At 70.6% G+C, this 24,866-nt stretch carries 23 protein-coding genes; 9 read left to right on the forward strand and 14 right to left on the reverse strand.

Annotated features, from left to right (window positions below; all coding sequences use genetic code 11):
* Positions 1-14 precede the first annotated feature (14 nt).
* Positions 15-1,319 (forward strand): MFS transporter, encoded by a 1,305-nt coding sequence (locus AB0M88_RS08645; protein ID WP_364097536.1) that lies wholly within the window; start codon positions 15-17, stop codon positions 1,317-1,319.
* The gene (locus tag AB0M88_RS08650; protein WP_364097539.1) at positions 1,316-1,978 is read left to right on the forward strand and encodes an ATP-binding protein; all 663 of its coding nucleotides are present in this window, start codon (positions 1,316-1,318) and stop codon (positions 1,976-1,978) included. Before AB0M88_RS08645 ends, AB0M88_RS08650 begins: the two co-directional genes overlap by 4 nt.
* 46 nt (positions 1,979-2,024) lie before the next feature.
* Here AB0M88_RS08650 and AB0M88_RS08655 read toward each other — a convergent pair whose 3' ends face one another.
* The 3 genes from AB0M88_RS08655 to AB0M88_RS08665 are packed head-to-tail and all read right to left on the reverse strand — an operon-like array spanning position 2,025 to position 4,300.
* Positions 2,025-2,447 (reverse strand): NUDIX domain-containing protein, encoded by a 423-nt coding sequence (locus AB0M88_RS08655; RefSeq protein ID WP_364097541.1) that lies wholly within the window; start codon positions 2,445-2,447, stop codon positions 2,025-2,027.
* A gap of 39 nt (positions 2,448-2,486) precedes the next feature.
* On the reverse strand, positions 2,487-3,152 hold the full coding sequence (locus AB0M88_RS08660; protein WP_364097544.1) for a response regulator transcription factor: 666 nt from the start codon (positions 3,150-3,152) through the stop codon (positions 2,487-2,489).
* Positions 3,149-4,300, reverse strand: a complete 1,152-nt coding sequence (locus tag AB0M88_RS08665; protein ID WP_364097547.1) for a sensor histidine kinase — start codon at positions 4,298-4,300, stop codon at positions 3,149-3,151. The genes AB0M88_RS08660 and AB0M88_RS08665 overlap by 4 nt, the downstream gene beginning before the upstream one ends.
* 132 nt (positions 4,301-4,432) lie before the next feature.
* Here AB0M88_RS08665 and AB0M88_RS08670 point away from each other — a divergent pair, with 132 nt between their 5' ends.
* Both AB0M88_RS08670 and AB0M88_RS08675 read left to right on the forward strand, forming a co-directional pair.
* Positions 4,433-5,332, forward strand: a complete 900-nt coding sequence (locus tag AB0M88_RS08670) for an ABC transporter ATP-binding protein (protein ID WP_364097549.1) — start codon at positions 4,433-4,435, stop codon at positions 5,330-5,332.
* Positions 5,329-6,168, forward strand: coding sequence for an ABC transporter permease (locus tag AB0M88_RS08675; RefSeq protein ID WP_364097552.1), 840 nt, complete (start codon positions 5,329-5,331; stop codon positions 6,166-6,168). The genes AB0M88_RS08670 and AB0M88_RS08675 overlap by 4 nt, the downstream gene beginning before the upstream one ends.
* Here the strand turns inward: AB0M88_RS08675 and asnB are convergent.
* A complete protein-coding gene (gene asnB, locus AB0M88_RS08680) occupies positions 6,145-8,091 on the reverse strand; it encodes an asparagine synthase (glutamine-hydrolyzing) (RefSeq protein ID WP_364097555.1) in 1,947 nt (648 codons plus the stop codon). The genes AB0M88_RS08675 and asnB overlap by 24 nt on opposite strands.
* Before the next feature lie 100 nt (positions 8,092-8,191).
* On the opposite strand from asnB, the gene AB0M88_RS08685 reads away from it, so the two are divergent.
* Together AB0M88_RS08685 and AB0M88_RS08690 are read left to right on the forward strand one after the other, a co-directional pair.
* Positions 8,192-8,905: a response regulator transcription factor gene (locus AB0M88_RS08685; RefSeq protein WP_364097558.1), complete on the forward strand. Its 714-nt coding sequence runs from the start codon at positions 8,192-8,194 to the stop codon at positions 8,903-8,905.
* A complete protein-coding gene (locus AB0M88_RS08690; protein ID WP_364097561.1) occupies positions 8,902-10,644 on the forward strand; it encodes an ATP-binding protein in 1,743 nt (580 codons plus the stop codon). The genes AB0M88_RS08685 and AB0M88_RS08690 overlap by 4 nt, the downstream gene beginning before the upstream one ends.
* Here AB0M88_RS08690 and AB0M88_RS08695 read toward each other — a convergent pair.
* The 4 genes from AB0M88_RS08695 to AB0M88_RS08710 form a co-directional block, all read right to left on the reverse strand.
* Entirely contained in the window at positions 10,638-12,215 is a 1,578-nt protein-coding gene (locus AB0M88_RS08695) for a methyl-accepting chemotaxis protein (protein ID WP_364097564.1), read from the reverse strand. The two genes, AB0M88_RS08690 and AB0M88_RS08695, sit on opposite strands and share 7 nt — an antisense overlap.
* 130 nt (positions 12,216-12,345) lie before the next feature.
* Complete coding sequence (locus AB0M88_RS08700) at positions 12,346-13,107, reverse strand: SDR family oxidoreductase (RefSeq protein ID WP_364097566.1); 762 nt, start codon at positions 13,105-13,107, stop codon at positions 12,346-12,348.
* A gap of 11 nt (positions 13,108-13,118) precedes the next feature.
* Positions 13,119-14,009, reverse strand: coding sequence for an SDR family NAD(P)-dependent oxidoreductase (locus tag AB0M88_RS08705; RefSeq protein WP_364097569.1), 891 nt, complete (start codon positions 14,007-14,009; stop codon positions 13,119-13,121).
* Between the two features lie 59 nt (positions 14,010-14,068).
* Entirely contained in the window at positions 14,069-14,809 is a 741-nt protein-coding gene (locus tag AB0M88_RS08710; protein ID WP_364097571.1) for a DUF554 domain-containing protein, read from the reverse strand.
* A gap of 136 nt (positions 14,810-14,945) precedes the next feature.
* Here AB0M88_RS08710 and AB0M88_RS08715 point away from each other — a divergent pair, with 136 nt between their 5' ends.
* Positions 14,946-15,452, forward strand: coding sequence for an FBP domain-containing protein (locus AB0M88_RS08715; protein ID WP_364097574.1), 507 nt, complete (start codon positions 14,946-14,948; stop codon positions 15,450-15,452).
* 27 nt (positions 15,453-15,479) lie between these two features.
* On the forward strand, positions 15,480-17,486 hold the full coding sequence (locus AB0M88_RS08720) for a serine/threonine-protein kinase (protein WP_364097577.1): 2,007 nt from the start codon (positions 15,480-15,482) through the stop codon (positions 17,484-17,486).
* Here the strand turns inward: AB0M88_RS08720 and AB0M88_RS08725 are convergent.
* Positions 17,483-17,623, reverse strand: coding sequence for a hypothetical protein (locus AB0M88_RS08725; protein WP_364097579.1), 141 nt, complete (start codon positions 17,621-17,623; stop codon positions 17,483-17,485). The genes AB0M88_RS08720 and AB0M88_RS08725 overlap by 4 nt on opposite strands.
* Positions 17,624-17,679: 56 nt before the next feature.
* Here AB0M88_RS08725 and AB0M88_RS08730 point away from each other — a divergent pair, with 56 nt between their 5' ends.
* Positions 17,680-17,865 (forward strand): hypothetical protein, encoded by a 186-nt coding sequence (locus tag AB0M88_RS08730; RefSeq protein WP_364097582.1) that lies wholly within the window; start codon positions 17,680-17,682, stop codon positions 17,863-17,865.
* 46 nt (positions 17,866-17,911) lie between these two features.
* Here AB0M88_RS08730 and AB0M88_RS08735 read toward each other — a convergent pair whose 3' ends face one another.
* From AB0M88_RS08735 to AB0M88_RS08755, 5 genes are all read right to left on the reverse strand, one after another.
* Positions 17,912-19,204 carry an RICIN domain-containing protein gene (locus tag AB0M88_RS08735; RefSeq protein WP_364097584.1) on the reverse strand — a complete coding sequence of 431 codons (1,293 nt, stop codon included), beginning with the start codon at positions 19,202-19,204 and terminating at the stop codon, positions 17,912-17,914.
* Positions 19,205-19,340: 136 nt separating this feature from the next.
* Positions 19,341-21,872, reverse strand: a complete 2,532-nt coding sequence (locus tag AB0M88_RS08740) for a hypothetical protein (protein ID WP_364097587.1) — start codon at positions 21,870-21,872, stop codon at positions 19,341-19,343.
* Positions 21,869-22,693 (reverse strand): carbohydrate ABC transporter permease, encoded by an 825-nt coding sequence (locus tag AB0M88_RS08745; protein WP_364097590.1) that lies wholly within the window; start codon positions 22,691-22,693, stop codon positions 21,869-21,871. The genes AB0M88_RS08740 and AB0M88_RS08745 overlap by 4 nt, the downstream gene beginning before the upstream one ends.
* Positions 22,690-23,541: a sugar ABC transporter permease gene (locus AB0M88_RS08750; RefSeq protein WP_364097593.1), complete on the reverse strand. Its 852-nt coding sequence runs from the start codon at positions 23,539-23,541 to the stop codon at positions 22,690-22,692. The genes AB0M88_RS08745 and AB0M88_RS08750 overlap by 4 nt, the downstream gene beginning before the upstream one ends.
* A gap of 44 nt (positions 23,542-23,585) precedes the next feature.
* A complete protein-coding gene (locus AB0M88_RS08755; RefSeq protein WP_364097595.1) occupies positions 23,586-24,851 on the reverse strand; it encodes an extracellular solute-binding protein in 1,266 nt (421 codons plus the stop codon).
* Positions 24,852-24,866 lie beyond the last annotated feature (15 nt).

Below are 24,866 nucleotides of genomic sequence, written 5' to 3' on the forward strand. Positions count from 1 at the left end.
CCTTTCTACCTCGATTGACGCGGGTGCCGTGTGAATCATGGCCAGATAGGTGTTCGACCTTGACTGGTGTGCCACGAAACGATCGCGGCATGGATCGCTCAGATGGCAAAGTGGCCGGCGCCTTCGGCGCGGTCGCAGCGTGTTTCGGACTCGCCGGCGTGTTGACGGCGGTATGGGGTGCCACGCTCGCCGCCACCGACGCCCGGCTGAACCTCGGTCCGGGGCGACTCGGCGGAGCGTTGACAGCACTGGCGGTCGGCACCCTCATCGCCATGCCGCTCGCCGGACGGCTGGTCGACCGGTGGACCGCACGGCGCCTGCTGCAGTTCGCCATTCCGGCGTCGGCGGTGGCACTGGCCGGTCCGGCCGCTGCTTCATCGGCCGGGCTGCTGACAGTGTCCGCTTTCGTGCTTGGTGTTCAGTTCGGCGGCCTCAACGTGGCTCTGACCGTGCAGGCGGTGACCGTTGAGCGCGCGCTCGGCCGGCCGGTCATCGCGCGGATGCACGGCACTTGGGCGCTCGGCGCGGTCGCCGGCGGAACGGCGGTTGCCGCCGCTCTACGCCTCGGCCTGGACGTACGGGGGGTCCAGATCGCCGGTGGGGTCGCGCTTGCTGTCGCTGGCCGGGCCGCGGCGTCGAGGCTTCCTATGTGGATGCGTGCGGCACCGGCGGATGCGGACACCCGACCGGATATCGCGGCCACGACGACGCGGGCGCCGCGTTCCACACTGGTGATCATGCTCGGTGCCGTCGGGGCGGCAGCCTTCATCACCGAAGGCGCCGCAACCGACTGGGCCGGTGTCCACGCCACGCGAGTGCTGCACGCGGACCCGTCCGTTGCCTCACTGGTGTACACGGTCTTCTTCGCCGCGATGACGGTGGTGCGGTTCGCCGGCGACGTGGTGCGTGCCCGGCTCGGTGCCTCGACGACCCTGCGACTGGCCGGAGGCGCTGCCGCCGCCGGGCACGGCCTGGTGCTGGCCTCAGGCGCATTGCCGGCGGCTATGCCAACAAAGGTGGCCTGTGCCACCGCCGGCTGGGCGCTCGCCGGCATGGGCATGGCCGTGGTGTGGCCCGTCGTGCTCAGCGCGCTGGGCGCCGCCGGAGCGGTCGGCCCCCGGCTCTCCGCGGCCACGACCGTCAGCTACTCCGGCGGTCTGGTCGGGCCGGCAGCCATCGGCTACGTCGCCGCACGGGCGACGCTGCCGGTTGCCCTGGTTATCCCGACCGGCCTGGCGATGCTGGTGTTCCTCGGCGCACCGGCGGCAGTGTCCAAGATCCGCAACGCGGACACCGTCGTAGCCGGGAGAGGGTCATGACCAACATCGACAGGTCCGACGAATATCCCGACGAGCTCGTCGGCATCTGCAGCCGATTCGGGTGGTCGATCGGCACTGCTGCGACGGATTACTGTCCGGACGAGCAGCCTGTCCGCCGCCGCGTGGCTCGCCGGCGTCGGGAGACAATGGCTCGTATGACGAGGGACGGTGCTGATCGCCCAATTAATGGGTCATCGCGGGGCCGACTCATCATCATCTGCGGGCTGCCCGGCAGCGGGAAGACGACCAGGGCCAAGGAAGTAGCCGCTCAACGGCGCGGCCTACGGCTCGGACCGGATGAGTGGATGACAGCGCTCGGCATCAGCGTGTGGGACGACGCCATGCGACAGCGTGTAGAAACGCTTCAATGGTCGGTGGCCAAGGAACTGCTGCTCCTCGGCAACACGGTGATTATCGAATGGGGAACGTGGGCCCGTTCAGAGCGCGACGCCCTGAGACTTCAGGCCCAAAGGCTCGGGGCTGCCGTGGAGCTGCACTACCTCGATGTCCCGGATGACGAACTTTGGCGCCGGATCCAAGAACGGGCCATGGAGGATCCTCCCGTTGAACGCTCGGACGTTGACGAATGGCGGCGTCACTTCGAACCGCCCGACGAGCAGGAACTGGCCGGATACGACGCCCGGACGCCAACCCCGTGACATCCGCTCGGGCCGAGCGGACGGCCCCGTCCGGTGCGCTCGGCGCTCACGATTCCACCGCGCGAACCGTCAGCGCGTTGAGGTTCGCCTTCACGATCGCCGTGCCTATGAGTTCGTGGGCGACCGGAGGCAACTCCTCGGGCCGGAACCAACGGATCTCGTCGTGTTCGTCGGGGGCGGCGTTTGCCGGTGTCCCCTCCCATTCGCCGACAAGCCAGGCGCTGAGGTGTACGGATTCCTCTCCGCGGCCCGCGTCCAGGCGACACAGGGGGATCGCCGAGCCGGTTGCTATCCGCACGCCCAGTTCCTCGTGCATCTCCCGGGCGAGCGCGACCAGCTCGGTCTCGCCCGTCTCGATGTGTCCGCCGGGCAGATCCCACACGTCCGGGTAGGCGCGGCGGTCCGGATTTCGGTGGACGAGCAGGACTCGGCCTTCGCGCACCAGAGCCGCGGTGACGATCTCGTGCATGGGTGGGGATTATGGCAGGACCGTCCGGCCGGGACGGGTTCAAGGCGCGGACGGGCCGAGGCCGGACTGGATGGCGAAGACGACCAGTTGGGCGCGGTCGCGGGCGTGCAGCTTGACCATCGCCCGGCTCACGTGGGTGCGGACCGTGTCGGCGCTGACCACCAGGCGGGCGGCGATCTCGTCGTTGGACATGCCGGTGGTGACCCAGCCGGCGATCTCGCGTTCGCGTTCGGTCAGGTCGCCGAGGCGGGGGTGGGTGGTGCGGGCCGGGCCGCGCCGGGCGAACTGGGCGATCACGCTGCTGGTGACCGCGGGGGAGAGCAGTGACTCGCCGGCGGCGACGACGCGTACGGCCCGGAGCAGTTCCTCGGGGTCGGCGTCCTTGAGCACGAAACCGCTGGCGCCGGCGTGCAGGGCCTCGAAGACGTATTCGTCGAGGCCGAACGTGGTCAGCATGACCACGCGGGTGCCGGACAGGGCCGGGTCGGCGGTGATCTCGCGCAGGGCGGCCAGGCCGTCGAGGGCGGGCATGCGGATGTCCATCAGCGCGACGTCGGGCCGGGTGCGCCGGATCAGCTCGATGCCGGCCCGGCCGTCGGCCGCCTCGCCGACCAGCGACGTGTCTTCCTCGACCGTCAGCAGGGCCCGCACGCCCATGCGCACCAGGGCCTGGTCGTCGATCACCACCACCCGGATCGGCGTCACGACGGTTCTCCCACCGGCAGTTCGGCCGCCACCGTGAAACCCGGGCCTGGTCCGGGCCCGGCGGTCAGCGTTCCTCCGAGGGCCTGTGCCTGGGCGCGCATGCCGGCGATGCCCGAGCCGCCGGATTCCGGCGGCGGCGGTGCCGGTACGCCCGGGGCCCGTCCCGCGTCGGCGACGGTGACCCGCAGGACGCCGGCCGAGACGTCCATGGTGACCGAGGCGGAGGTGCTGCCCGCATGTCGCAGCACATTGGTCAGTGACTCCTGGATGATCCGGTAGGCGGCCGTGCCCACGGCGTCGGGCACCGCGGGCCGGCCGCTCAGCCGCACTGCCAGGCCGCCGGCCCGGACGCGTTCGATCAGCCGGGACAGGTCGGCCAGTCCGGCGCTCGGCTGTCGTGCTGCCGGCTCGTCGGTGCCGCGCAGGGTGTCGAGCTGGGTGCGCAGATGTTCGAGCGATTCCCGGCTGGTCGCCCGCACCGCCTCCATCGACTCGCGCGCCTGCGCCGGGTCGCGTTCCAGCACGTGCAGGGCCACTCCGGCCTGCATCGCGATCACGGCCAGTCCGTGTCCGATCGTGTCGTGCAGGTCCTGGGCCATCCGCAGCCGTTCGTCGGCCGCCGCCCGGCGGGCCTGCTCGGCGCGTACGCGAGCGGCCGACTCACCGCGGACCCGGACCGCGGCGCCCACCGCGAGTGACCCGGCGCCGATCGCCAGCCAGGCGAAGGTCAGCCAGGCCGCGCCGACCGCCCCGATCGGCGGGGTGGTCCGCGACTCCTTCACGAAGACCGCGCCGAGCAACGTCAGCATCCAGGCCCCGCCGACCACCGCCGCGCGGCGGAACGGCCAGCGGGCGGCGGCGTTGCCGAGGACGACCGGGGCGGTGAACAGCACCGGCCCGTACGGATATCCGGCCGCGAGATAGGCCGCCAGCGCGGCCCCGGTGACCGCGAGGCTCCACGCCGGCCGCCGGCGCAGCGCCACCCCGGCCACCGCGACGAGCACCAGGAGGTATGCGAAGTGGTCGGGCGCGCGGGTGCTGGCCGGCTGGTTGCGCCCGGCCGGCCCGGTGCCGCCGAGTCCGATCAGCAGCAGCGGCAGGCAGATCGCGAGGTCGGTCAGCCGGCCCCGGGTTCGCCCGATCCTCATGAGCACACGGTAGGCGCGGGTGCGCGCTCTCGCGTCCCAGATCACGCGTACCCCTTCTACGCGGATCCGCGTACGGCCGGGGCCGCGCTCAGGCGGACGCGCCGGGAGGGGTGCGGCGGGAGCCTGGACGGCATGACGACTTCAGTGGTCGAGACTCACGATCTGACCCGGCGGTACGGCGAGCGCCTCGCCGTCGACCGGGTCAGCCTGACCGTCCGGCGCGGGGAGGTCTACGGCTTCCTCGGCCCGAACGGTGCCGGCAAGACAACCACTCTGCGGATGCTGCTCGGCCTGATCACGCCGACCGGCGGGCGCGCGACGGTGCTCGGCGGGGAGCCGGGCCGTCCCGAGGTCGCCCGGCGGGTCGGCGCGCTCGTCGAGGGCCCGGGCTTCTTTCCCTACCTGAGCGGCCGGGACAACCTGCGGGTGCTCACCCGCTATCGGGGACTGCCCGACGCGGCGGCCGACGCCGTGCTCGAACGGGTCGACCTGCGGGACCGGGGCGGGGACCGGTTCAAGTCCTATTCGCTCGGCATGAAGCAGCGGCTGGGCGTGGCGGCGGCCCTGCTCGGCGACCCGGAGCTGCTGATCCTGGACGAGCCGACGAACGGGCTCGACCCGGCCGGGGTGGCCGACATGCGTACGCTCGTCGCGGCGCTGGCCGCGGCCGGGCAGACCGTGCTGCTCTCCAGCCACCTGCTCGGTGAGGTCCAGGAGATCTGCCACCGGGTCGCGGTGATCAACGCCGGCCGGCTGGTGATCGAGGCGCCGGTGACCGAGCTGCGCGGGGCGGCCGGCGGCCTGCTGGTGCGGGCCGAGCCGCTCGACGTGGTGCTGGCGGTCGGGATGCGGCTGGCCGGCGACGACGCGGTCACCGTCGCCGACGGTCTGGTGCGCCTGCGCCTCGACCCCGGGCGGGCCTCCGAGCTGACCCGCGAGCTGGTGCTGGCCGGGGCTGGTGTCCAGGAGATCCGGCCCGCCGAACGTTCCCTGGAAGAGGCTTTCTTCGAATTGACGGAGGTGTCCGCATGACCGCCGATCTGCTGCGCCTGCGCAAGTGGCCGGCCGCCTGGCTGATGCTGGGAGTTTGGCTGCTGCTCAGCGGGCTCTTCAGTTTCCTGTTTCCCTACCTCTCCTACCGCAGCAGCGGCAGTGGTGGCTTCTCGACCGAGGGTGCGAGCAAGGCCGAGCTGCTGAGCAGCATGCTTCCGGCTCAGCTGCCGGTCATGCTGGTCAGCGGTACGCCGATGTTCGGCGGCGCGATCCTGCTCATCCTCGGCGCGCTCGCGGCCGGGTCGGGATATTCCTGGGGCACCTGGAAGACCGTGCTCACTCAGGGCCGCACGCGTCTGCAGGTGGCTCGGGGCCTGTTCCTGGCCCTGCTGGTCGCGGTGATGGTCTTCGTGTTGGTGACCCTCGTCTATGACCTCGCCCTGTCGCTGCTCGTGGCGTCGGCCGAGGGCCAGGCGCTGACCCTGCCCGGCGGTTTCGCGCTGCTCAAGGCCCTGGGCGGCACGGTGCTGATCTCAGCATTGTGGACGGCGGCCGGCGTCTTCATCGGACTGCTCGCCCGCGGCCCGGCCCTGGCGGTCGGCCTCGGCCTGGTCTGGGCGCTCGTGGTGGAGAACCTGCTGCGCGCCGTCGGCGGCCTGCTCGACTGGCTGAACCCCATCACCGATCACCTGCCCGGCACCGCGGCCGGCTCACTCGCGGCGGCCGTCGGCGCTACCCCGGCCAGCAGCCCGGACGGCACGCCCGGCGTGGTCACCTCGCTGACCGGAACGGCCGCCACCGCCACCGCGGCGATCTATCTCGTGGCCTTCGTCGCCCTGGCGGCGATGTTGCTACGCCGCCGTGACGTGGCCTAGCGGGGCGCCGTGCCGCAGCCGGGGCCGGTAGACGTCGGACGGCGCCGGGTTGATGGTCCGCTCGATCTCGATCGCGTGCCACAGGCAGAACATCGCGACCGCCCACACCTTGCGGGAGTTGTCGGCCAGGCCGGCCCGGTGGTCGGCCAGCAGCTGCCCGGCGTAGCGCAGATCGAGCAGGTGGCCTGCTCCCGAATCGGCGAGCAGGCCGCCGATCCAGTCGCCGATCGAGCCTTTCAGCCACACCCGGGTCGGGGTCGGGAAGCCGAGTTTCGGCCGGTCCCGGACCGACTCGGGCACGATGCCGCGCATCGCCTCGCGCAGGGCCGCCTTGGTCGTACGCTGGTGGGCCGGCAGCTTCATCCCGGTCGGCAGCCCGGCCGCGGCCGCATAGACGGCCGGGTCGAGAAACGGCACCCGCAGCTCCAGCGAGTGCGCCATCGACATGCGGTCGGCCTTGGCCAGGATGTCGCCGGGCAGCCACGTGTGGAGGTCGACGTACTGCATGGACGCCGGGTCGTCGACGTCGGCGGTCTCGGCGTACAGGTGGGCCGTGACCGCGGTGTGCGGCTCGGCCGTGAATCGCATGATCTCCGCCTTCTCGGCCGGGGAGAAGATGCGCGCGTTGCCGTAGTAGCGCTCCTCGATCGGCGTCGTGCCGCGCTCGAGGAAGCTGCGGCCGCGCATGCCCTCCGGCATGACGTGCGACAGCCCGCGCAGGCCCCGCTGCATGACCGCCGGGAGACAGCTGATCCCGGCCAGCGACATCGGCTCCCGATAGATCGTGTAGCCCCCGAACAGCTCGTCCGATCCCTCACCGGACAACGCCACGGTGACGTAGCGGGACGCGGTCCGGGCCACGAAGTAGAGCGGGATCAGCGACGGGTCGCCCATCGGGTCGTCGAGCAGGTGCACGATCCGCGGCAGCTGGAGGATCACGTCGTCCTCGGTGATCGGCGCCGGGATCAGCTCGACGCCGAGCCGGCCGGCGGTGTCCTGGGCGACCGCCAGTTCGGAGTAGCCGTCCTCCTCGAACGCGGCCGTGAACACCCGCAGGTTGGGCACCTCCTGGCGGGCCAGCGCCACGATCGCGGTCGAGTCGATGCCGCTCGACAGGAACGCGCCGACCGGCACGTCGGCCCGCAGGTGGGCGCGCACGCTGTCGCGCAGCGCCCACTGGATGTGCTCGTGCGCTTCGTCGGCCGGCCGGTGCAGGGGCCGCAGCGACGGGCGGAAGTAGCGTTCCTGCCGGACGCCACCGCCCGGGGTCCAGGTCAGCCGGTGACCCGGCGGCACCCGGCGAACCTGCTTGTGCAGGGTGAGCGGGTCGGGCACGAACTGGAAGCTGAGGTAGTGGGCCAGCGCGTCGGTGTCGAGGGCGGCGGCCGCGTTGCCGCTGAACGGCGCCAGGGCCTTGCGCTCGCTGGCCAGGAACAGTCCGTCCATGGTCTCGAGCAGGTAGAGCGGCTTGATCCCGAACGGGTCGCGGGCGGCGTGCAGGGTGCCGGTCCAGTGGTCGTACGCGACGAACGCGAACATCCCGCGCAGCCGGGGCAGGGCGCCCGCACCCCAGTAGTGCAGCGCCGCCGCCAGCACCTCGGCGTCGCCGTCGGTCGTGAACGAGGCGCCGTTCGACCGGATCAGCTCGTCCCGCAGCTGCCGGTAGTTGTAGATCTCGCCGTTGCAGACCACGGTCCACCGGCCGGAGTCCGCCGGGTAGTGCACCGGCTGGGGGCTGCCCTCGCGGTCGATGATGGCGAGCCGTTTGAAACCGAAGGCGATCCCGTCGGCGTACTCGACGACGGTGTCGTCGGGGCCGCGGTGGTGCATCGTCTCCAGCGCGGCCGAGAACGCCGCGATCGTGTCGGGGTCGGGCGCACCGGCCTGCGGGCGGCTGCTGACGAAAACACTGAGACCACACATGCGGCGGAACGTACGACCGGGGTTGTGAGGAACCTGTGCGGAAGTCGTCGAGATCCGGGCGCCCATCGAAATCGGAGGGGAACTTCACCGGATCCCAACAATGTTTGACCGCCTGGGCCAGAATCGCGACGTGACTGCACGTATCCTCGTGGCCGACGACGATCCCAAGCACGCGCAGCTCATCAAGCTTTATCTGGAGCGCGAGGGCCATCAGGTGCTTACGGTCGGTGACGGTCGGGCGGCGCTGGAACAGGCCCGCGCCCGCCGCCCCGATCTGATCGTCCTCGATGTGATGATGCCGATCGTCGACGGTCTCGACGTCTGCCGCATCCTGCGCGCCGAGTCGAACGTGGCGATCCTGCTGGTCACCGCCCGTTCGTCGGAGAACGACATGCTGCTCGGGCTCGACATCGGCGCCGACGACTACCTGGGCAAGCCGGTCAGCCCTCGGGAACTGACCGCCCGCGTACGGGCTCTGTTGCGCCGGACCGGCGCGGCCGAGGGAGCCACCGCGGTGTTGAAGGTCGGCGACCTCGAGGTCGACCCGGGCCGGTTCGAGGCGCGGATCCGGGGCGTGCCGGTGAACCTGACCGCCAAGGAGTTCGGCATCCTCGAACTGCTGGCCGGCGAGCCGGGCCGGGTCTTCACCCGCGGCCAGATCATCGACAAGACGTTCGGCTTCGAACACGACGTCTCGGAGCGGACGGTCGACGCCCACGTGGTCAACCTGCGCCGCAAGGTCGAGGACAACCCGGCCGAGCCGCGCTACGTGCAGACGGTGTACGGCCGGGGCTACCGGATGGCCGAGCATTGAGCTTCCGCCTGCGGATCTTCGTGCTGGTCATGGTCGTCGCGGTGACCGCGATCGGCGCCACCGCGTGGCTCACCCTCCGGCTCACCCAGCGGGAGCTGGCCCAGGCCGCCCGCGCGGCAGCCGACCACCAGGACGAGATCATCGACGCGGTGCGCGACTACGGATTCCGGCACGGCAGCTGGCCCGGGGTCGACAAGGTGGTGGCCGAGGAGTCGAACCGGACCGAGCTGCACATCCAGTTGCGGTCGACCGAAGCCGGCGGGATCGGCGACATAGTGGCCGACTCCGACAACATCGCGAACCAGGCCTCCGGGCCGGTGCGGGGCACGATCGTCATCGACCCGCGCCCCACGATCGACCCGTCGATCCTGCAGACGCCGTCCCGGCTTTCCCCCTCGGCCGAGCGGCAGTGGGTGAAGAAGACGGGCCTGCTGCCGGCCGACCTGTTCGGTCCGGCCCCGCAGGACGGGGCCCTCGGCGGGCCGGGCGCTCTGATGCTCCGGCAGGCGGCCCAGTACCGGGCCGCGCTGCTGGCGGTGCGCTGCACGGGCGACGCCGGCCTGCCGACGGCCAAGCCGCCCTATCTGACCCCGGCGCAGATCTCCGGCCGTCCGGCCTGCGTTTCGCAGGCCGCGGCTGCCGTACGCGACGACAGGACGTGGCTGTCCGCCGCCTGGTCCCAATACACCACCTGCCAGACGCCCGACGCCACCGGCCTGCCGAAGGCCGGCTGCCTCGAGTGGGCTTTCAGCACCGCGGTGACCGATGTCTCGGCGGTGCCGTTGCAACTCTTCCTGGGCAGCCGCAACGGGCTCGACCTCGCCGAACTGGGCCGGCCGGCCGCGTTCGGGGCGGCCGGGCTGGTCGTGGTCGCGGTGCTCGGCACGGCGTGGATCGCCCGCCGGTTCAGCCGTCCGGTGCGCCGCCTCACGATGGCGTCGGTGCTGCTCGCGGGCGGCCACTTCAACATCCGGGTGCCGGTGCGCGGGCGCAGCGAACTGGACCGGCTCACCCAGTCGTTCAACACCATGGCCGAGGCGGTGCAACGCAGCGAGGAGAGACAGCGCCGGCTCATCGCCGACGTCGCGCACGAGATGCGTACGCCGTTGTCGAACCTCCGCGGCTATCTGGAAGGGCTGTCCGACGGCGTGGTCGAGCCCAGCCGCGAACTGTTCGCCTCACTGCACGAGGAAACCCTGCTCCAGGGCCGCATCCTGGACGACCTGCAGGTGCTGGCCCAGGCCGAGGCGGGCGACCTCAACTACGCCCGGTCCGCCACCGACCTGGCCGACCTGGTCTCGGCCGGCGCCACCGCCCACCGCGCGGTCGCCGCCGAGGCCGGCATCGCCCTGACCGTCGACGCCCCCCACCCGGTCTGGGTCCAGGCCGACTCGGACCGCCTGCGCCAGGTCCTCGGCAACCTGCTGAGCAACGCGATCCGCTACACCGACGAGGGCGGCCACGTGCTGCTCAAGGTGCGGGCGGACGACGGCGAGGCGGTGCTGACCGTCCAGGACACCGGCGTCGGCATCGCGCCGGGCGACCTGCCCCGCGTCTTCGACCGCTTCTGGCGCGCCGACCCGGCCCGCCAGCGCGCCACCGGCGGCACCGGCCTGGGCCTGACCATCGCCCACCGCATAGTCACCGACCACGGTGGCCGCATCGACGTGACCAGCCGCCCCCACATCGGCACCACCTTCACCGTCCACCTGCCCCGGGAGAGGCCGCCCGGTCAGTAGCGGAAGGCTCCGACCATGGTGTTGAGGCGGGTGGCGATGTCGGCCAGGTCGCCGGCGGTGCGCTCGGTGGCCTGGGCGGCGTCGCGGGTGGTGGCGGTGACCGAGACGACGTCGGCCAGTTCGCGGCTGATCTGGGAGGTGCCGCCGGCCGCGCGGTTGAGGTCGCCGGTCATGTTGCTGGTGGTGGCGCTCTGCTCCTCGACCGCCGAGGCGATCGTGTTCTGGTAGTCGTTGATGCGCTCGATGACCTCGCCGATGCCGGCGATCGCGTCGACCGCGACGCGGGTGTCGGCCTGGATCGCCTCGGTGCGGCGGCTGATCTCCTCGGTCGCCTTGGCGGTCTCCTGGGCCAGGTCCTTGACCTCGCCCGCGACGACCGCGAAGCCCTTGCCGGTCTCGCCGGCCCTCGCCGCCTCGATGGTCGCGTTCAACGCCAGCAGGTTGGTCTGCTCGGCGATCGCGGTGATCGCCCGGACCACGCTGTCGATCTGGGCGGAGGACTCGTCGAGTTTGACCATCAGTTCCTTGGCCTGGGCGGCCGCGCCGACCGCGTTGGCCGCGACCTGGGCCGCCTCGGTGGCGCTGATCGAGATTTCGCGGATCGCCGCGCCCATCTCCTCGGCGCCGCTCGCCACCGCCTGCACGCCGGCGCTGACCTCGCCCGCCGCGGCGTCGATCGAACCGATGCGGCCGGAGGCCTGGTCGGTGTTGCCGGCGAGGTCGCGGCTGGCCTGCTGGAGTTCGGTCGAGCCGGTGGACAGCCCGGTGCTGATCTGGGCGACCTCGCGTACGGTCTCGCGCATCCGGGTCGCCGCCTGGTGCACCGAGCGGGACATCGCGCCGATCTCGTGGCCGGCGGTGTCCGGTTCGTTCCCGGTCAGGTCGCCGTCGGCCATCTCCGACAGCACGTGCTGGAGGGCGGTCAGCCGCCGGCCGATGGCCTGGGCGGTCACCAGGGCGACGGACCCCGCGATCAGCAGTCCGACGACCAGCACCAGGATGATCGTGACGCGGGCGTCGCGGGCCGAGCGGTTGGCGTCCGCGGCGGAGGTCGCGGCGCGTTTGAGCGACGTGTTGACCAGGGTGTCGATCTGCTGGATGGCCTGGGCGATCGTCGGGTTGAGGCCGGTCGTGCGCAGGTTTTCCCACTCCGCCATCCGGCCGGCCGCCTTCAGCTGCACGGCTTGCGCCCGGAGCTGGTTGTACTTCGCCCAGGACGCCTCGAAGGAGCTCAGCGCGGCCAGCTCCGGGGCCGAGACGTGGTAGGTGCGGAACTGTTTGATCTGCAGCGGGATCTGGTTGAAGATCTGTGCCGCCTGGTCGTTGTACGTCTTGGCCGCGCTCAGGCTGCTGCTCGTGGTGCCGGAGAGGCTGGCCCAGCGGCCGTGCCAGACCAGCTGCTGCAGATCCTTGGCGACGTTCAGGGGCTGGAGGGAGTCGGTATACATCGTATCGGTGCGTTTGGCGATGGAGCCCGCCCGCACGATGCCGATGACGCCGACCACGGCGGCCACGACCAGGGTGATCGCGGCGACCACCAGCAGACTCCCGCGAATGCTCAACGAGCGCACAAAGCCTCCCGACAACCGTAAACACTCTCAGATAGCAGTGATTCGGTTCAAAGCATGGCGCATCGCCGTGTCCGTGGTATAATTTACCAACCAGGGCGCGGCGGGCGCACCGCGCGGCCCGCGGCAACGTTCAGTTGATCGGGGCGATCATGCCGCCGTTGACGTAGATGGTCTGCGCGGTCACCCAGCGGGTCTCGGGCGCGACCAGGAAACGCATCACCGGCACCACGTCGATCGGGTCGCCGATGTCGCCGCTGATCGTCAGGCCGGAAAGCCACGCGATCGTCTCCGGGGTCTCCGCGTTGTAGAAGAACGCGGTCTTCTGCGGGCCCGGGGCGATGCAGTTGACGGTCACGCCGCGGACGCCGATCTCCTTGGAGAACGCCTTGGTGAAGTGCTCGACCGGCGCCTTGCTGCCCGCGTACGCCGAGTAGGTCGGCGCCGTGAACGCGACCTGCGTGGTCACCATGTTCACGATCCGGCCGTCGTCGGCCATCTTGGTCGCCGCCTCCTTCATCAGGAAGTACGGCACCTTGGCGTTGATCGCCATCGAGCGGTCGTACTCGTCCTCGGTGGTGTCGGCGAGCGCCTTACGAATGATCAGACCGGCGGTGTTGACCAGGATGTCCCAGCGGCCGAACTGCGCGATCGCGGCGTCGGCCAGCTTGGTGATCTCGCCGTCGGCGGTCAGGTCGCCCTGGTGGGCGAACGCCCGTACGCCCCGCGACTCGAGGTCCTTGACCACGACGGCGGCTTCGTCGGCCCGCTTAGCCGTGTTGTAGTGCACGACGACGTCGGCGCCGTCGTCGGCCAGCGCCTCGACGAACAGCTTGCCCAGGTTGGCGCTGCCGCCGGTGACGATCGCGACCTTGCCGCTCAGTTTTCCAGCCATCACAAATCCCCTTAGAACGTCGGGTGAAGCAGGTCGGAGAGACCGAGGCGGCCGAGGAACTCGACCCGCATCCGGTCGGCGACGGTGTTGACCACGGCCGCGCCGTCGTCGGTCGGGTCGTAGTGGAGGCGGAACGGCCGCTTGCCGCGTTCGGTGTCCACCACCTCGACGACCATCCGGGCGATCCGGCTCGGGTCGGCGTCGGCCGGCTCGAGCGCTGCCATCCGGGTCGAGATGTGCTCCATGAGCTGCGGATACAGCTCGTCGTAGGCGGCCGCGACGTCGGTGTCGGCCGGTCGCCCGGAGTGCGCGTAGTGGTTGGTGCCCTGGGTGAACGAGCCCGGCACGACGATCGTGGTCTCGATGCCGAACCGGGCCACCTCGAGCTGGGTGGTCGCGGCGAGCGCGTCCATCGCCGCCTTGGCCGCGAAGTACGGCCCGAGGTAGGGCGGGGTGCCGCCGCGGGTGCTGCTGCTGCCGATCCACACCAGCAGGCCGTCGCGCTGGGCGCGCAGGGCCGGCAGCAGGGCGCGGTTGACCCGGTGCGCGCCGAGCACGTTGGTGTCGTAGAGCGAGGCGAGCTGCTCCGGGGTGAACGCCTCGGCCGGCCCGACCACCATGTGGCCGACGTTGTGCACGATCACGTCGAGGCGGCCGGCCTGGCCGAGGACGTCGGCGGCGGCCTGCTCGACCGAGGTCTCGTCGGTCACGTCCAGTTCGACGGCGCGCAGGTCGACGCCGTTGGCCTTCGCGTAGCCCGCCGCGTCGGCGGCGGCCGCCGCGTTGTGACCGCCGATGTCCCGGATGCCGGCGAACACGGTGTGTCCGGCGTCGGCCAGCGCCCGGGACGTCATCAGCCCGAAGCCGCTGGACGCGCCGGTGACGAAGATGTTCTTTGGCATGGGTGAACGCTAGGAAGGATCACCCGGAGATAGCTTCGGTCAAACGACGGGGGATCGTTTCACCGGCTGATCGAGACGATCCAGGTCAGCAGCGGTCCGACGATCAGCGCGGGCAGCATGTTCGCCACCGGGATCTGCCGCACGTTGAGGACCCGCAACCCGACCCCGAGCAGCAGGACGCCGCCGACCGCCGAGATCGTGGCGATCTCGGCGTCGGGCAGCAACGTGCCCAGTGTCGCCCCGACCACGGTGAACGACCCCTGCACGGCGATCACCGAGAGGGCGGCCGCGGCCACGCCCCAGCCCAGCGAGGCGCCGAACGCGATGCAGATCACGCCGTCCATCACGCTCTTGATCACCAGCTGGTCGATGCCGCGGCCCAGCCCGTCCGACAGCGCACCGAGGATCGCCAGCGGGCCGACCGCGACGACCAGCGAAGCGGTGACGAAGCCCTCGCTGAACGAGCCGGCCTCCCCGCCCCGGGTCAGCCGGCGCTGCATCCACTCGCCGACCTGTTCGAGGCGGCGCTCCAGGTGCACGGCGGCGCCGGCCACCGAACCGATCACCAGCGCGCCCAGCATGATCAGCAGCGGCGCCCGGCCGCCGACCGCCCGGGTCAGCGCCGGGTCGACCAGCGACGCCACGTCCAGGCCGCCGATCACCAGGGTGATCAGGCCGAGCACGTCGGTCACGGTGTGGCGTACGCGGTCGGGCAACCGATGGCCGGCCACCGTGCCCAGCCCGGCCCCGGCGACGATCGCGGCAGCGTTGATCAGCGTGCCCAGTCCGGGTACCGCCACGGTTCGTTCCCCCCGAGATTCTGCTGCGACCGGTTCGAAGATCGTGACACGGCGTGGGCGGGGCGAGAAAAATCAGGTGCCGCCGGCCGGGCGCTCGTGACATGGTCCCGGTTGACTCACGGGCAGGGGAAACACCATGGAACCGATCAGCGAGGCCGAGATCCGGCGCTCGTTCCTCAACTGCAGCAAGGGCGACGCGACCCGGGTCAAACTTCCACCCGACTTCGCCGGCACTCCCTGGGCCGACCTCGACTTCTTCGGCTGGATCGACCCGAGTGCCCCGTTGCGGGCCGCGATGGCGGTGCCCGGCCCCGACGGTCTGCGCACGCTGATGCTGCGCCGGGCCGACCGGGGCTCCGCGTCCGGCGGCGCCGCCCGGTCGAGCATGTGCCAGGTCTGCCTGACCAGCCACGGGTCCGGCGGGGTCAGCCTGTTCACCGCGGCCCGGGCCGGCGCCTCCGGCCGCAAGGGCAACTCCCTCGGCGAATACCTCTGCTCCGACCTCGCCTGCTCGCTCTATCTGCGCGGCAAGCGCCAGCCCCGGCTGCGCCTGGTGAAATACGAGGAGACGCTCAGCGTCGAGGAGAAGATCGAGCGGGCGATGACGAAGCTCGACGGCTTCGTGCGGCGGGTCGCCGCATAGACCCTCCTCGTCTATGGTGGGCTCGCCATGTCGAGCCCGTTGCTTCCCGCCGATCCGCGCGTCCTCGGGCGATACCGCACGGTGGCCCGGATCGGCGAGGGCGGCATGGGCGCGGTCTATCTGGCCCGTGACCCCGAGGGACGGCCGGTCGCGATCAAGGTGATCCGGCCCGAGTTCGCGCCCGACGAGCGTTTCCGGGCCCGGTTCCGCAGCGAGGTCAACCGGGCCCGTCAGGTGCCGCCGTTCTGCACCGCCGAGGTGCTCGACGCCGACCCCGACCACGACCCGCCCTACCTGGTGGTCGAATACGTCGACGGCCCCAGCCTGGCCGAGGTGATCCGCGACCAGGGCCCGCTCACCGGTGGCAACCTGCACAGCGTGGCGGTCGGGGTGGCGGCCGCGCTGGCCGCGATCCACGGCGCCGGCGTGATCCACCGCGATCTCAAGCCGCGCAACGTGCTGTTCGCCCTCGGCGCCCCCAAGGTGATCGACTTCGGCATCGCCCGGGCGCTCGAGGCGACCAGCCATCACACGCGCACCGAGGAGATGGTCGGCACCCTGGCCTACATGGCGCCCGAGCGCTTCGACCCGGCCACCGACCGGCACCTCACCCCGGCGGCCGACATCTTCGCGTGGGGCGCCGTGGTGACATACGCGGGCACCGGCCGCACCCCGTTCACCGGCGACATCCCGACCGTGACCGCCGCCCGCATCCTCACCGCGCCACCGGTCCTCGACGGGCTGCCCGAGCCGCTGGCCGGGGTGGTCGCGCTCGCCCTGGCCAAGGACCCGGTCGAGCGCCCGACCGCCCACCAACTGCTCGACCTGCTGCTGAGGGGAGCGCCGGGCACCCCGGGCGCCCTGCCGATGCTTCCCGACGTGCGGCGGGCCGCCGAGGCAGCGCGGAGCGTCCCGGACGACGTGCCCCCGCGCGTACGGAAAAAACCGCGACGGAAGCTCGCGGCCGTCACCGCCGGTCTGACCACGCTCGCCGCGGCGAGCGGCCTGCTGATCTCGCACGTCGCGCACTCCGGGGTCGACGCGGCACCGCCGGTGCCGTTCGCGTCGCCCGCGCCGTCCACCGTCGCCGGTCCCATCCTGATCGACTCGCTGGGCCGCGAGGCGCAGTGGCAGGACCTCGAGGACACCACCGGATCCTGCCGGAACGACGGCGGTCTGGTGGTGGCCACGACCTCCGAGGTGCGCTGCGACCTCGGCCCGGACACCGTGTTCCCGAGCACGCAGACGATCGACGTGCTGGCCCAGCTGTCGGAGGACTCCTGCGCCGCGGTCTACTTCCGCATCACGACCGAGGGCGACTACCGTGTCGCCGTCTGCCCGGACAAGGTCACACTGGGCGTCCAGGGCGACGGTGCCGTCACGACGCTCGCCTCGGCCGCCTACCGGGGCAAGACCGGCCACCTGGCCCACGAGCTCACGGTCTTCGCCAACGCGTCACAGGTGACGGTCGGCGTCGACGGGTCTCAGGTGCTGAGTGGCCCGCTCACCGAGGCCACGCTGGTCAGCGGCAAGGTGACCTTCGGGGCGCTGGCCGAGAAGAGCGGCGGCGACGCCCGGGCCCAGGTCGTCTTCCGCCAGGCCGTGCTGCGCGCGGGCGGCCCGAAGCCGATCCCGCTGCCCGCCTTCCTGCACGGCGACGCGACGTTCGACGTCACGATGTACTACCTCAACGACGACTCGCTGGTGGCCGTGGCCGAACCGGCCGATCTGGTCACCGGCGCCGAGTTCTGCCGCCGGCATCAGACCGACGCGAGCTCCGACCGCTGCGCGGCCGCGACGGTCCTCGACCCCAAGGGGATGACGGTCACGGTTCCGGTGGCCCGCGACTACCGCGTACGCGAGTTCCGGGCCGGAGATCAGTCGTGCGTGGACACTCGTACGCGGGCCGGCAAGTGTGCCTCGACGCGCGACCGCTTCAACGCCTGGGCGACGATGAACGCGCCGTTCCCGGCCCGGGTCGTGATCCGCGGCGGCACGATCGTTGAGGTCGACGAGCTCGACCTCCCAGGCTAGCCGCCGACCTTTTCCCGCACCGCCGGGGCGATCTCGGCCGACCACCGGCGCAGGTCGCCGGGGTCAGGGGTGCCGCCGGTGGGCGAGAACAAGAGGTCGCCCGGCTGAAGAACGGGCCGTTCCGGGCCGAACCCCACATGGCGGCGCTGCCGACGAGCTGACGCTGATCGCCGGGGACGCGTTCACGGACCGGGTGGCGACGGTACCCGGCTTTCCCCACGCGACCGGCACGGTGCGCCTGGCCCATCCCGGGCTGGGGCCGCTCCGCCTCGGGTACGAGACCCTCGACCTCCCGGCCGACGACGACCAGCGCCTGGTCATCCACCTGGCGGCCGACGCGGCGACGGCCGAGGCCCTCGCCCGGGCACAGGCCGGATGACAACGGGGCCGGCACCCCCGCCGGGTGCCGGCCCCGTTGTTGTTCTCTACTGCAGGCGGAACGACTGGGCGCCGGTGCCGTTGCAGGTGTACTGCACCAGCTGGACGCCGTCGGCGACCGAGGCGCCCGGGGTGTCCAGGCACTTGCCGCTGTTGCGGTTGACGAAGTGGTAGTAGCCGCCCGACTCGGCGACCGCCTGCCACTGCTGGTTGTTGCCGCCACTGTAGGTCCAGGTCTGGATCGGGGCGCTGTCGGCGGTCGACACGTTGGTCACGTCGAGCGCCTGGGCGCTGTTGCCGTGGTTGTTGATGCGCAGGTAGCCGCCGCTGGTCGGCACGAACTGGTACTGCTGGGCGACGGTGCCGTTGCACGTGTACTGCTGGATCGCCGTGCCGTTGACGGTGCCCGCCGCCTTGGCGTCGACGCACTTGCCGCTCGTCTTGTTGATCACCTGGTACCACGTGGTCGACGAGATCGGACCCTGCGTCGGCGGAGTGGTCGGCGGGGTCGTGGTCGTGGTGCCGCCGCCCAGCCAGACGATGCCCTGGATCAGCCACTGGTTCTGCTGCGCGCTGGCGAACGTCGACGACAGCCCGGTGTTGGTCGTGTAGTTCATCGCGTTGTGGCCGAAGTTGGCGTACAGCATCTTGTAGTTCTTGTTCGTCCACATGATGGGGTAGTAGCCGCTGTGCCACTGCTGGTTGGGGTCGTCACCGACTGGGAACGTGCCCTGGTCCATCGACGCGAGAATGTCGATGTTCGGGTTCTGCCGCAGGTCGTTGCTCCACGAGTACCACTCGCTGACCGACGACTGGATCGTGGCCGGCAGGCCCGCCGTCGACGGGTGGTTGCGGTCCTCGATCTTCAGCGTCTCGGCGGTCGGGCCCCAGGTGTTGGTCTGGAAGTTCCCGGAGCCGAGGAACGTGTTGTAGTACCACGGCCACTCGTTGGCGTTGTCGGTGTACGCGCTGACGTGGAAGCCGATCCACGCACCGCCGTTGTCCATGTACCGCTGGAAACCGTTGCGGCCGGCCGAGTCGTGCGGCGCGTCGTCGAGGAACATGACGACCTTGTAGGACGACAGGTCGCCGGAGAGCCGGCCCCAGTCGGTGGTGCTCTCGAACGAGAAGCCGTTCTGGCTGCCGGTCTGGGTGAACCAGGGCAGGGCTTCCTTGACGTAGTTGTTGTGCGCGGGGTCGCCGCTGTCGGTGTCGTAGAACGCGAGCACCTTGAACGGCGTCGCGGCGGCCTGGGCGGGCTGCACGGCGATGCCGACCGCCGCCGCGGCCACCAGCCCGAGGCCGGCCGCGAAGGCGGTACGCAGGAATTTTCGAGGCATGGGGGGCGTCCTCGTTTCGGATAGGGGGAGGAAAGCGGGGACCGAATTGGCAACATTGTTAACGGTCGATGCCGCGCCGGACAAGGCCCTTACCCCAAGAAGATGAATTAAGTTCTGATAGAGCGCTCTCCCGGGCTCAGAACCGGAGGCGGCCCAGCCCGGGGACCTCGATGACTTCGGGGCGGGACTCGGCGAGGGCGCGGAAGCCCGGCTCGTAGCCGAACAGGCCGGCCACGATCGCCTCGGCGGTGGCGACGCCGGAGACGGCGTCGCGGTTGGAGACGCCGGCCTCGGCGACCCGGACGCGGTCGCCGACGATCTCCTGGGCCTGGCCCCACAGCGCGCCGGAGGCCGAGCGGTGGGTCTCGCGGAGCAGGTTCAGCGCCAGGTCGGGGCGGCCGAGTCGGGCCAGGCCGTAGGCGGTCACGCCGGGCCAGGCGCCGAACGCGCCGGCCGCGCCGTGGTCCGGGCGGTCGGCCAGGGGAGCGGCCGGGTCGTCGAGGGCGAGCGCGCGCATCCAGGTCGCGGCCAGGAGCCGGGTCTCGACGAAGTCGATCATCGCGGCGGAGACCGAGGGTGGGAGATCGTCCTGCAGGTGCGCGGCGACGAGCCCGAAGTCCAGGCAGTGCCCGATCACGTCGTCGCGGGACCGGCCCGGGTGGACGATCCGCCAGCGGCCGCCCGGCGCCGCGAGCCCGATGACCGCCGCGGCCAGCGCATCGGCCGCCGCATCAGCGGCCGCCGCATCAGCGGTCGACGGCGAAGCGGTCGACGGCGAGGCAGCCGGCTGCCCCAGAAAATGTTCCAAAGCGGCGAACGAGCGCATCATGCCGACCTGGGCGGCGTTGAATCCGGCCACGACATTGACATAGTTGGGCACGCATTCGAGCAGCTCCCACGGGTCGCTGCCGTAGTCGATCAACGCTCCCGACGACCGGGTGGCGAAACCGCGCAGGTGCTCCAAGACGGTCCGGTCGCTGGCGGGAACGTCGAGGAAGCCGAGGTCGGAGGTTACCCCGACGTAGTGCTCGACCAGGCGGAACAGCGAGTATTCATTGGACGCGTAATGGTTGCCCAGCGGCCCCAGATGGCGGGTGTCGAAGCCGAACGCCGACGAATAGGGCGAGGCCAGCGCCGCCAGCAGCCACGAGCGGAGACCGGCCGGCTCCAGCAGCGCATAGAGCCGGCTCCACTCCGTGTGGTCCCAATAGAACGTCGTCGTCGGGCCGAGTCGCGGGCCGCCGGTCAGGAATACCGGCCCGAGCGGGCTCACCCGCGTGTTCCGCATATAGACGGCTAGCAGAGCCGCCATGTAATAGGACTTCGCCAGGTCGGTGTCGGGGGTCGAAAGCGTCGGCAGGTGGCCGCTGAAGTCGGGGTTTCCGGGCGTGAACGCGTTCTGCCACAACCGTTCCCAGCCTTCTTCGCCGCGGGCGAAAACCCGGTCGAAATCGACCGGGCGGTCGGCAGACGCTCCGAAGGAACAGGCCACCGAGACCGTACGCGCCTCGCCCGCCCCCAACCGCAAACGCCAGTTCGCCTGCCCGCCCGCACCGAGCAACTCGACCGATCCGGGCAGGGTCCCGAACGAATAGACCGCCCGCCCCGCCGACCGTGAATCCACAATGGTCAGATGTCCGGCCTGATAGGTAGCCGTCCATCGCCCCGCGGCTGTCCACGGCTGGGTGGAAGCGGCCGGAACGCCGTCGACGACCAGCAGCACCCGGTCGGCCGAGAGGTGCACGGCCACGTGATGCCAGACCCCGGCCGCCGGCGCTCCGCCGTACGCCTTCTCCCCGCCGATTCCCACCCAGAGGGACCCCTCCGAAACGCCCACCTGGAGTGAGTCCGGGTGATTGCCGTGGGTGAGCAGCACGCCGGTCTGGCCGTCCCGGTCGAGCCGCACTTCGCAGGCGAGGACCGCGCCCGGCCGCAGCTCGAACGCCTCCAGCGTGACCTCGCCGGCCGGGTGGAGGGTGATCACCTCCTCGGGCGCGCTCACCGGGCTGCCGTCGAGGGTGACCGACCGGATGGCGCCGGCGACCGAGGTGCGGTGCGGATAGACGGTGTCCGCGCTGACGTGTCGCGGTAGCGCGTCGTCCAGCGACATCGCCGAGCCGTCGCGTTGCAGGCCGGGCAGTCGCGGCACTCCGAGTCGCAGCGTCCGCTTCCCGGGCGCCACCAGATGCGGAGCGAACGAGCGCACCCGTTCGAGGGTCATGAAATCGTGGTAGTTCCCGGAATTCCACGGCACGTCGTAGAGCCAGCCCCACCCGGTCTCGGAATGCGCGACCGGGGCGAAGAGATCCTGCGAGACGAGGGTCTCCAGCGCGGAGTCCGTACGGTTGGTGACCGTGATTTCCCAGAGCAGGACGTCCTCGCCGAGGCTCATTCGGGTGTCGGTGAGAATCGTGAGCCGGTCGTCGGTATGGGACCGCTGCACGCCCCACGGCTTCCAGCGAAAGCGCTGGGCCATCGGCACCACGCCGTCGATGTGCAGCCGCCCGGTGTGATAGCCGAACGTGTAGGGCGGTGCCGCGATCCACGACATCGAGGACAGATCCGCGTTGACGTGGCCCTGCCCGATCTGATTGCGCAGCGAGGGTAGGTGGGCGAGTTCGGAAGCGGCGATCCATTCGCCGGCGACGTCCTGCAGAACGGGGATCACTTCGTCGATCCGGCGGTCAGCCCGGCCACGAACTGTTTCTGCATGGCCAGATATCCGGCCACCGGCAGCACCCCGGCGAGGAACATGATGCCGAACAGCTGGCCGTAGTCCATCTGGAACTGCCCGACCGACAGATAGAGCCCGGTCGTGATGGTCTGGCCGTGCAGCGGTCCGAGGATGAACAGCGGATTCAGGAAGTCGTTCCAGATCCACAGCGCCAGGAAGATCACCACGGCCGCGGTCGCCGGGCGGCTCAGCGGCATGATGATCTTCCACCAGATGCGCAGGCCGCCCGCGCCGTCGATGCGGGCCGCCTCGACGATCTCGTTCGGGATGGCGCGCATGAAGCCGACGTAGACGAACACGGCGAACGACAGGTAGCCGCCGCCCACGTTGGAGAGGATCAGGCCGGCGTACGTGTGGTCGAGCCCGACCCAGGTCAGGATCTTGATGGTCGGCAGCAGGACGACCTGCGGCGGGATCATCAGGCCGGCCGCGAGTACGGCCAGGATGACCGCGCGGGTGCGGGTGCGCCGCCGGGACAGGTGGAAGCTGAACGCCGAGCCGAGCGGCACCAGCAGCAGCACCGAGCAGACCACCACGATCAGCGAGTTGCGCAGGCCGAGTTGGAGCAGCTGGTCGGGGCGCCCGAGCGCGGTCGACAGGTTGGCCAGCGTCGGGTGCAGCGGCGGTGCGGCCGGGTCGGCCACGATGTCCTTCTCGTGCTTGAACGCGTTGACCACGGTGAGGTAGATCGGGCTGACGAACAGCAGGATCACCACGATCGCGCCCGGCAGGCGGAGTCTTCGCAAACTCGTCACAGGTCGATCTCCCGGCGGCGGAGCAGGCTGGTCACGGTCAGCGCGATGACCGCGGAGAGGGCGAGCAGGAACATCGCGATCGCCGAGGCGTACCCGAAGCGGTTGCTGGTGAAGGCGGTCTTGACGATGTAGAGCGCGGTCGACTCGGTGGCGTAGGCCGGCCCGCCCCCGGTCAGCACCGTGATCACGTCGTAGAGCTTGAGCACGGTGATCAGCGAGATGGTGACGCCGATCGTGGTGGCCGGCGCGACCATCCGGAACGTGATCGTGCGGAACTGCTGGGCCCGGCTCGCGCCGTCGATGGCGCTCGCGTCGTACAGCTCGGGCGGGATGCTCTGCAGCGCCGCGAGGTGCACCACGGTGGTGAAGCCGGTCAGCACCCAGGCGACCACGATGCCGACCGACACCTGGGCCAGGTGCGGCTCGCCGAGCCAGTTGACCGGGTTGTTGACGACTTTAAAACGGACGAGTACGGAGTTGAGCAGCCCGTCCTCGGTCAGGACCGTCTTCCACACGAACCCGACGATCACGCCCGAGATCACCTGGGGCAGGAACGCGATCGTCCGCAGCACCCGGTAGCTGAGCCGGGACCGGTTGAGCAGCACCGCGAAGGCCAGCCCGAACGCGTTGGCGACCAGCGTGACGCCGACCGACAGGGCGAGCGTGTAGACGACGCTCGACCGCAGTTCGGCGTCGCCGCCCATCTCCCGGTAGTTGGCCAGGCCGATGAACGCGCCCGCCCCCTTGAGCGGGTTCTCGTCGGTGAAGCTGCTGCGCAGGCTCATGAGCACGGGTAGCACGATGAACACGGCGTACAGGAGGAGAGCGAGACCCGCGATGCCGCGCAAGGGAAGGTCCTGCGTGGCACCGCGAAGCCGCCTTTTCAAAAAGGTCACTTGGTAGCGCTCGCCCATTTGTCGTCGAGCTTCTTCATCTCGCCCGCCACGTCGTCGGTGTTGAACAGCGCCTGGGAGGCGGCGTAGATGTCGTTGTTGAGCGTCCCCGGCATCGCGTCGTCGTTGGTGACCCAGGCGATCGCGCTGACCTTCTTGTTGTCGTCGGTGACGAACTTGTAGGACTGCTGGAAGACCGGGCTGACCGTGACCTGGTAGTCGGTCAGCGTCTTGCCCTTGAGCATCGGGAACGCGCCGTCGCCCTCGATCAGCGACTTGAGGTTGGCCGGGTCGAGCGACCAGGCCTGCGCGAACGCCGTGGCCGCCTTGACGTCGGGCGCCTTGGCGCTGATCGCCATCGAGCCGCCGACCGCGAACGGCAGCACGACCGAGCCGTCGTCGGTCGGCCACGGGAAGACGCCGAAGTCGTTCCACTGGTCCTTGGGGATCGAGCCGAGGTACCAGCTGCCCATCGGGTACATCGCGGCCTTGCCCGCGTTGAACGCCTTGATCGAGTCGGCGTAGCTGACGTTGAGCGCGTCCTTGGCGAAGTAGCCGCTGGTCACCAGCGTGCGCACCTTGGTCGCGGCGGCCACCACGTCCGGGTCGGCGAAGTGCACCGAGCCGGCGAACCGCTGCTGGATCCATTGTGGGTTCTTGCCGAGCACGTCGGCGCTGATCGCCCCGGTCAGCGGCATGCCGGCCGCGAACGGGTCGTTGCCGCCGAGTTCGAGCGGGGTGATGCCCTTGGCCTTCAGGGCAGCGCACACCGACAGGAACTGCGCCGAGGTTGTCGGCGGCTGCACTCCGGCCTGCGTGAACAGCTTCTTGTTGTAGAAGACCAGCGGGATGATCTGCGAGTTGGTGGGCGGGATGTAGACCTTGCCCTTGATCGCATTGCCCTCGGGGAGCAGGAAGTTGCTGTTGATCCACTGCTGGTCGTAGGGGACGAGCAGGCCGGCCCCGGTGTACTGGGACGGCGTGATCGACTGCAGAAGGTCGGGGAACTGGCCGGACGCCTGGAGCTGTTTGGCGTACGAGTCGCGGTCGGTGCTCGGCGCGACGACCTGCTTGATGGTCAGGCCGGGCACGGTCTTCTGGGCGTTCGCGATCGAGGTCTGCCAGAAGGCGGGGGTCAGGGACGGCGAGTTGAAGGTCAGGTAGGTGAGCGTGACTGAGTCGTTGCCGCTTCCGGTGCTGTGGGAGCAGCCGGCAGCGAGCAGGGCTATAGCGGCCGCCGCGGCGGCCAGGCAGCGTCGAATCATGAAGTCGCCCTTTTT

Origin of the sequence: Actinoplanes sp. NPDC051411 (assembly GCF_040682075.1) — a bacterium.
In the GTDB taxonomy this organism is placed as follows: Bacteria; Actinomycetota; Actinomycetes; order Mycobacteriales; family Micromonosporaceae; genus Actinoplanes.

Excerpts from the sequence above, each read along its gene's own strand:
- AB0M88_RS08650 (WP_364097539.1), top strand. The coding sequence starts at position 1,316 with ATGACCAACATCGACAGGTCCGACGAATATCCCGACGAGCTCGTCGGC.
- AB0M88_RS08655 (WP_364097541.1), bottom strand. The coding sequence starts at position 2,447 with ATGCACGAGATCGTCACCGCGGCTCTGGTGCGCGAAGGCCGAGTCCTG.
- AB0M88_RS08665 (WP_364097547.1), bottom strand. The coding sequence starts at position 4,300 with ATGAGGATCGGGCGAACCCGGGGCCGGCTGACCGACCTCGCGATCTGC.
- AB0M88_RS08670 (WP_364097549.1), top strand. The coding sequence starts at position 4,433 with ATGACGACTTCAGTGGTCGAGACTCACGATCTGACCCGGCGGTACGGC.
- AB0M88_RS08675 (WP_364097552.1), top strand. The coding sequence starts at position 5,329 with ATGACCGCCGATCTGCTGCGCCTGCGCAAGTGGCCGGCCGCCTGGCTG.
- asnB (WP_364097555.1), bottom strand. The coding sequence starts at position 8,091 with ATGTGTGGTCTCAGTGTTTTCGTCAGCAGCCGCCCGCAGGCCGGTGCG.
- AB0M88_RS08685 (WP_364097558.1), top strand. The coding sequence starts at position 8,192 with ATGTTTGACCGCCTGGGCCAGAATCGCGACGTGACTGCACGTATCCTC.
- AB0M88_RS08700 (WP_364097566.1), bottom strand. The coding sequence starts at position 13,107 with ATGGCTGGAAAACTGAGCGGCAAGGTCGCGATCGTCACCGGCGGCAGC.
- AB0M88_RS08705 (WP_364097569.1), bottom strand. The coding sequence starts at position 14,009 with ATGCCAAAGAACATCTTCGTCACCGGCGCGTCCAGCGGCTTCGGGCTG.
- AB0M88_RS08715 (WP_364097574.1), top strand. The coding sequence starts at position 14,946 with ATGGAACCGATCAGCGAGGCCGAGATCCGGCGCTCGTTCCTCAACTGC.
- AB0M88_RS08720 (WP_364097577.1), top strand. The coding sequence starts at position 15,480 with ATGTCGAGCCCGTTGCTTCCCGCCGATCCGCGCGTCCTCGGGCGATAC.
- AB0M88_RS08735 (WP_364097584.1), bottom strand. The coding sequence starts at position 19,204 with ATGCCTCGAAAATTCCTGCGTACCGCCTTCGCGGCCGGCCTCGGGCTG.
- AB0M88_RS08755 (WP_364097595.1), bottom strand. The coding sequence starts at position 24,851 with ATGATTCGACGCTGCCTGGCCGCCGCGGCGGCCGCTATAGCCCTGCTC.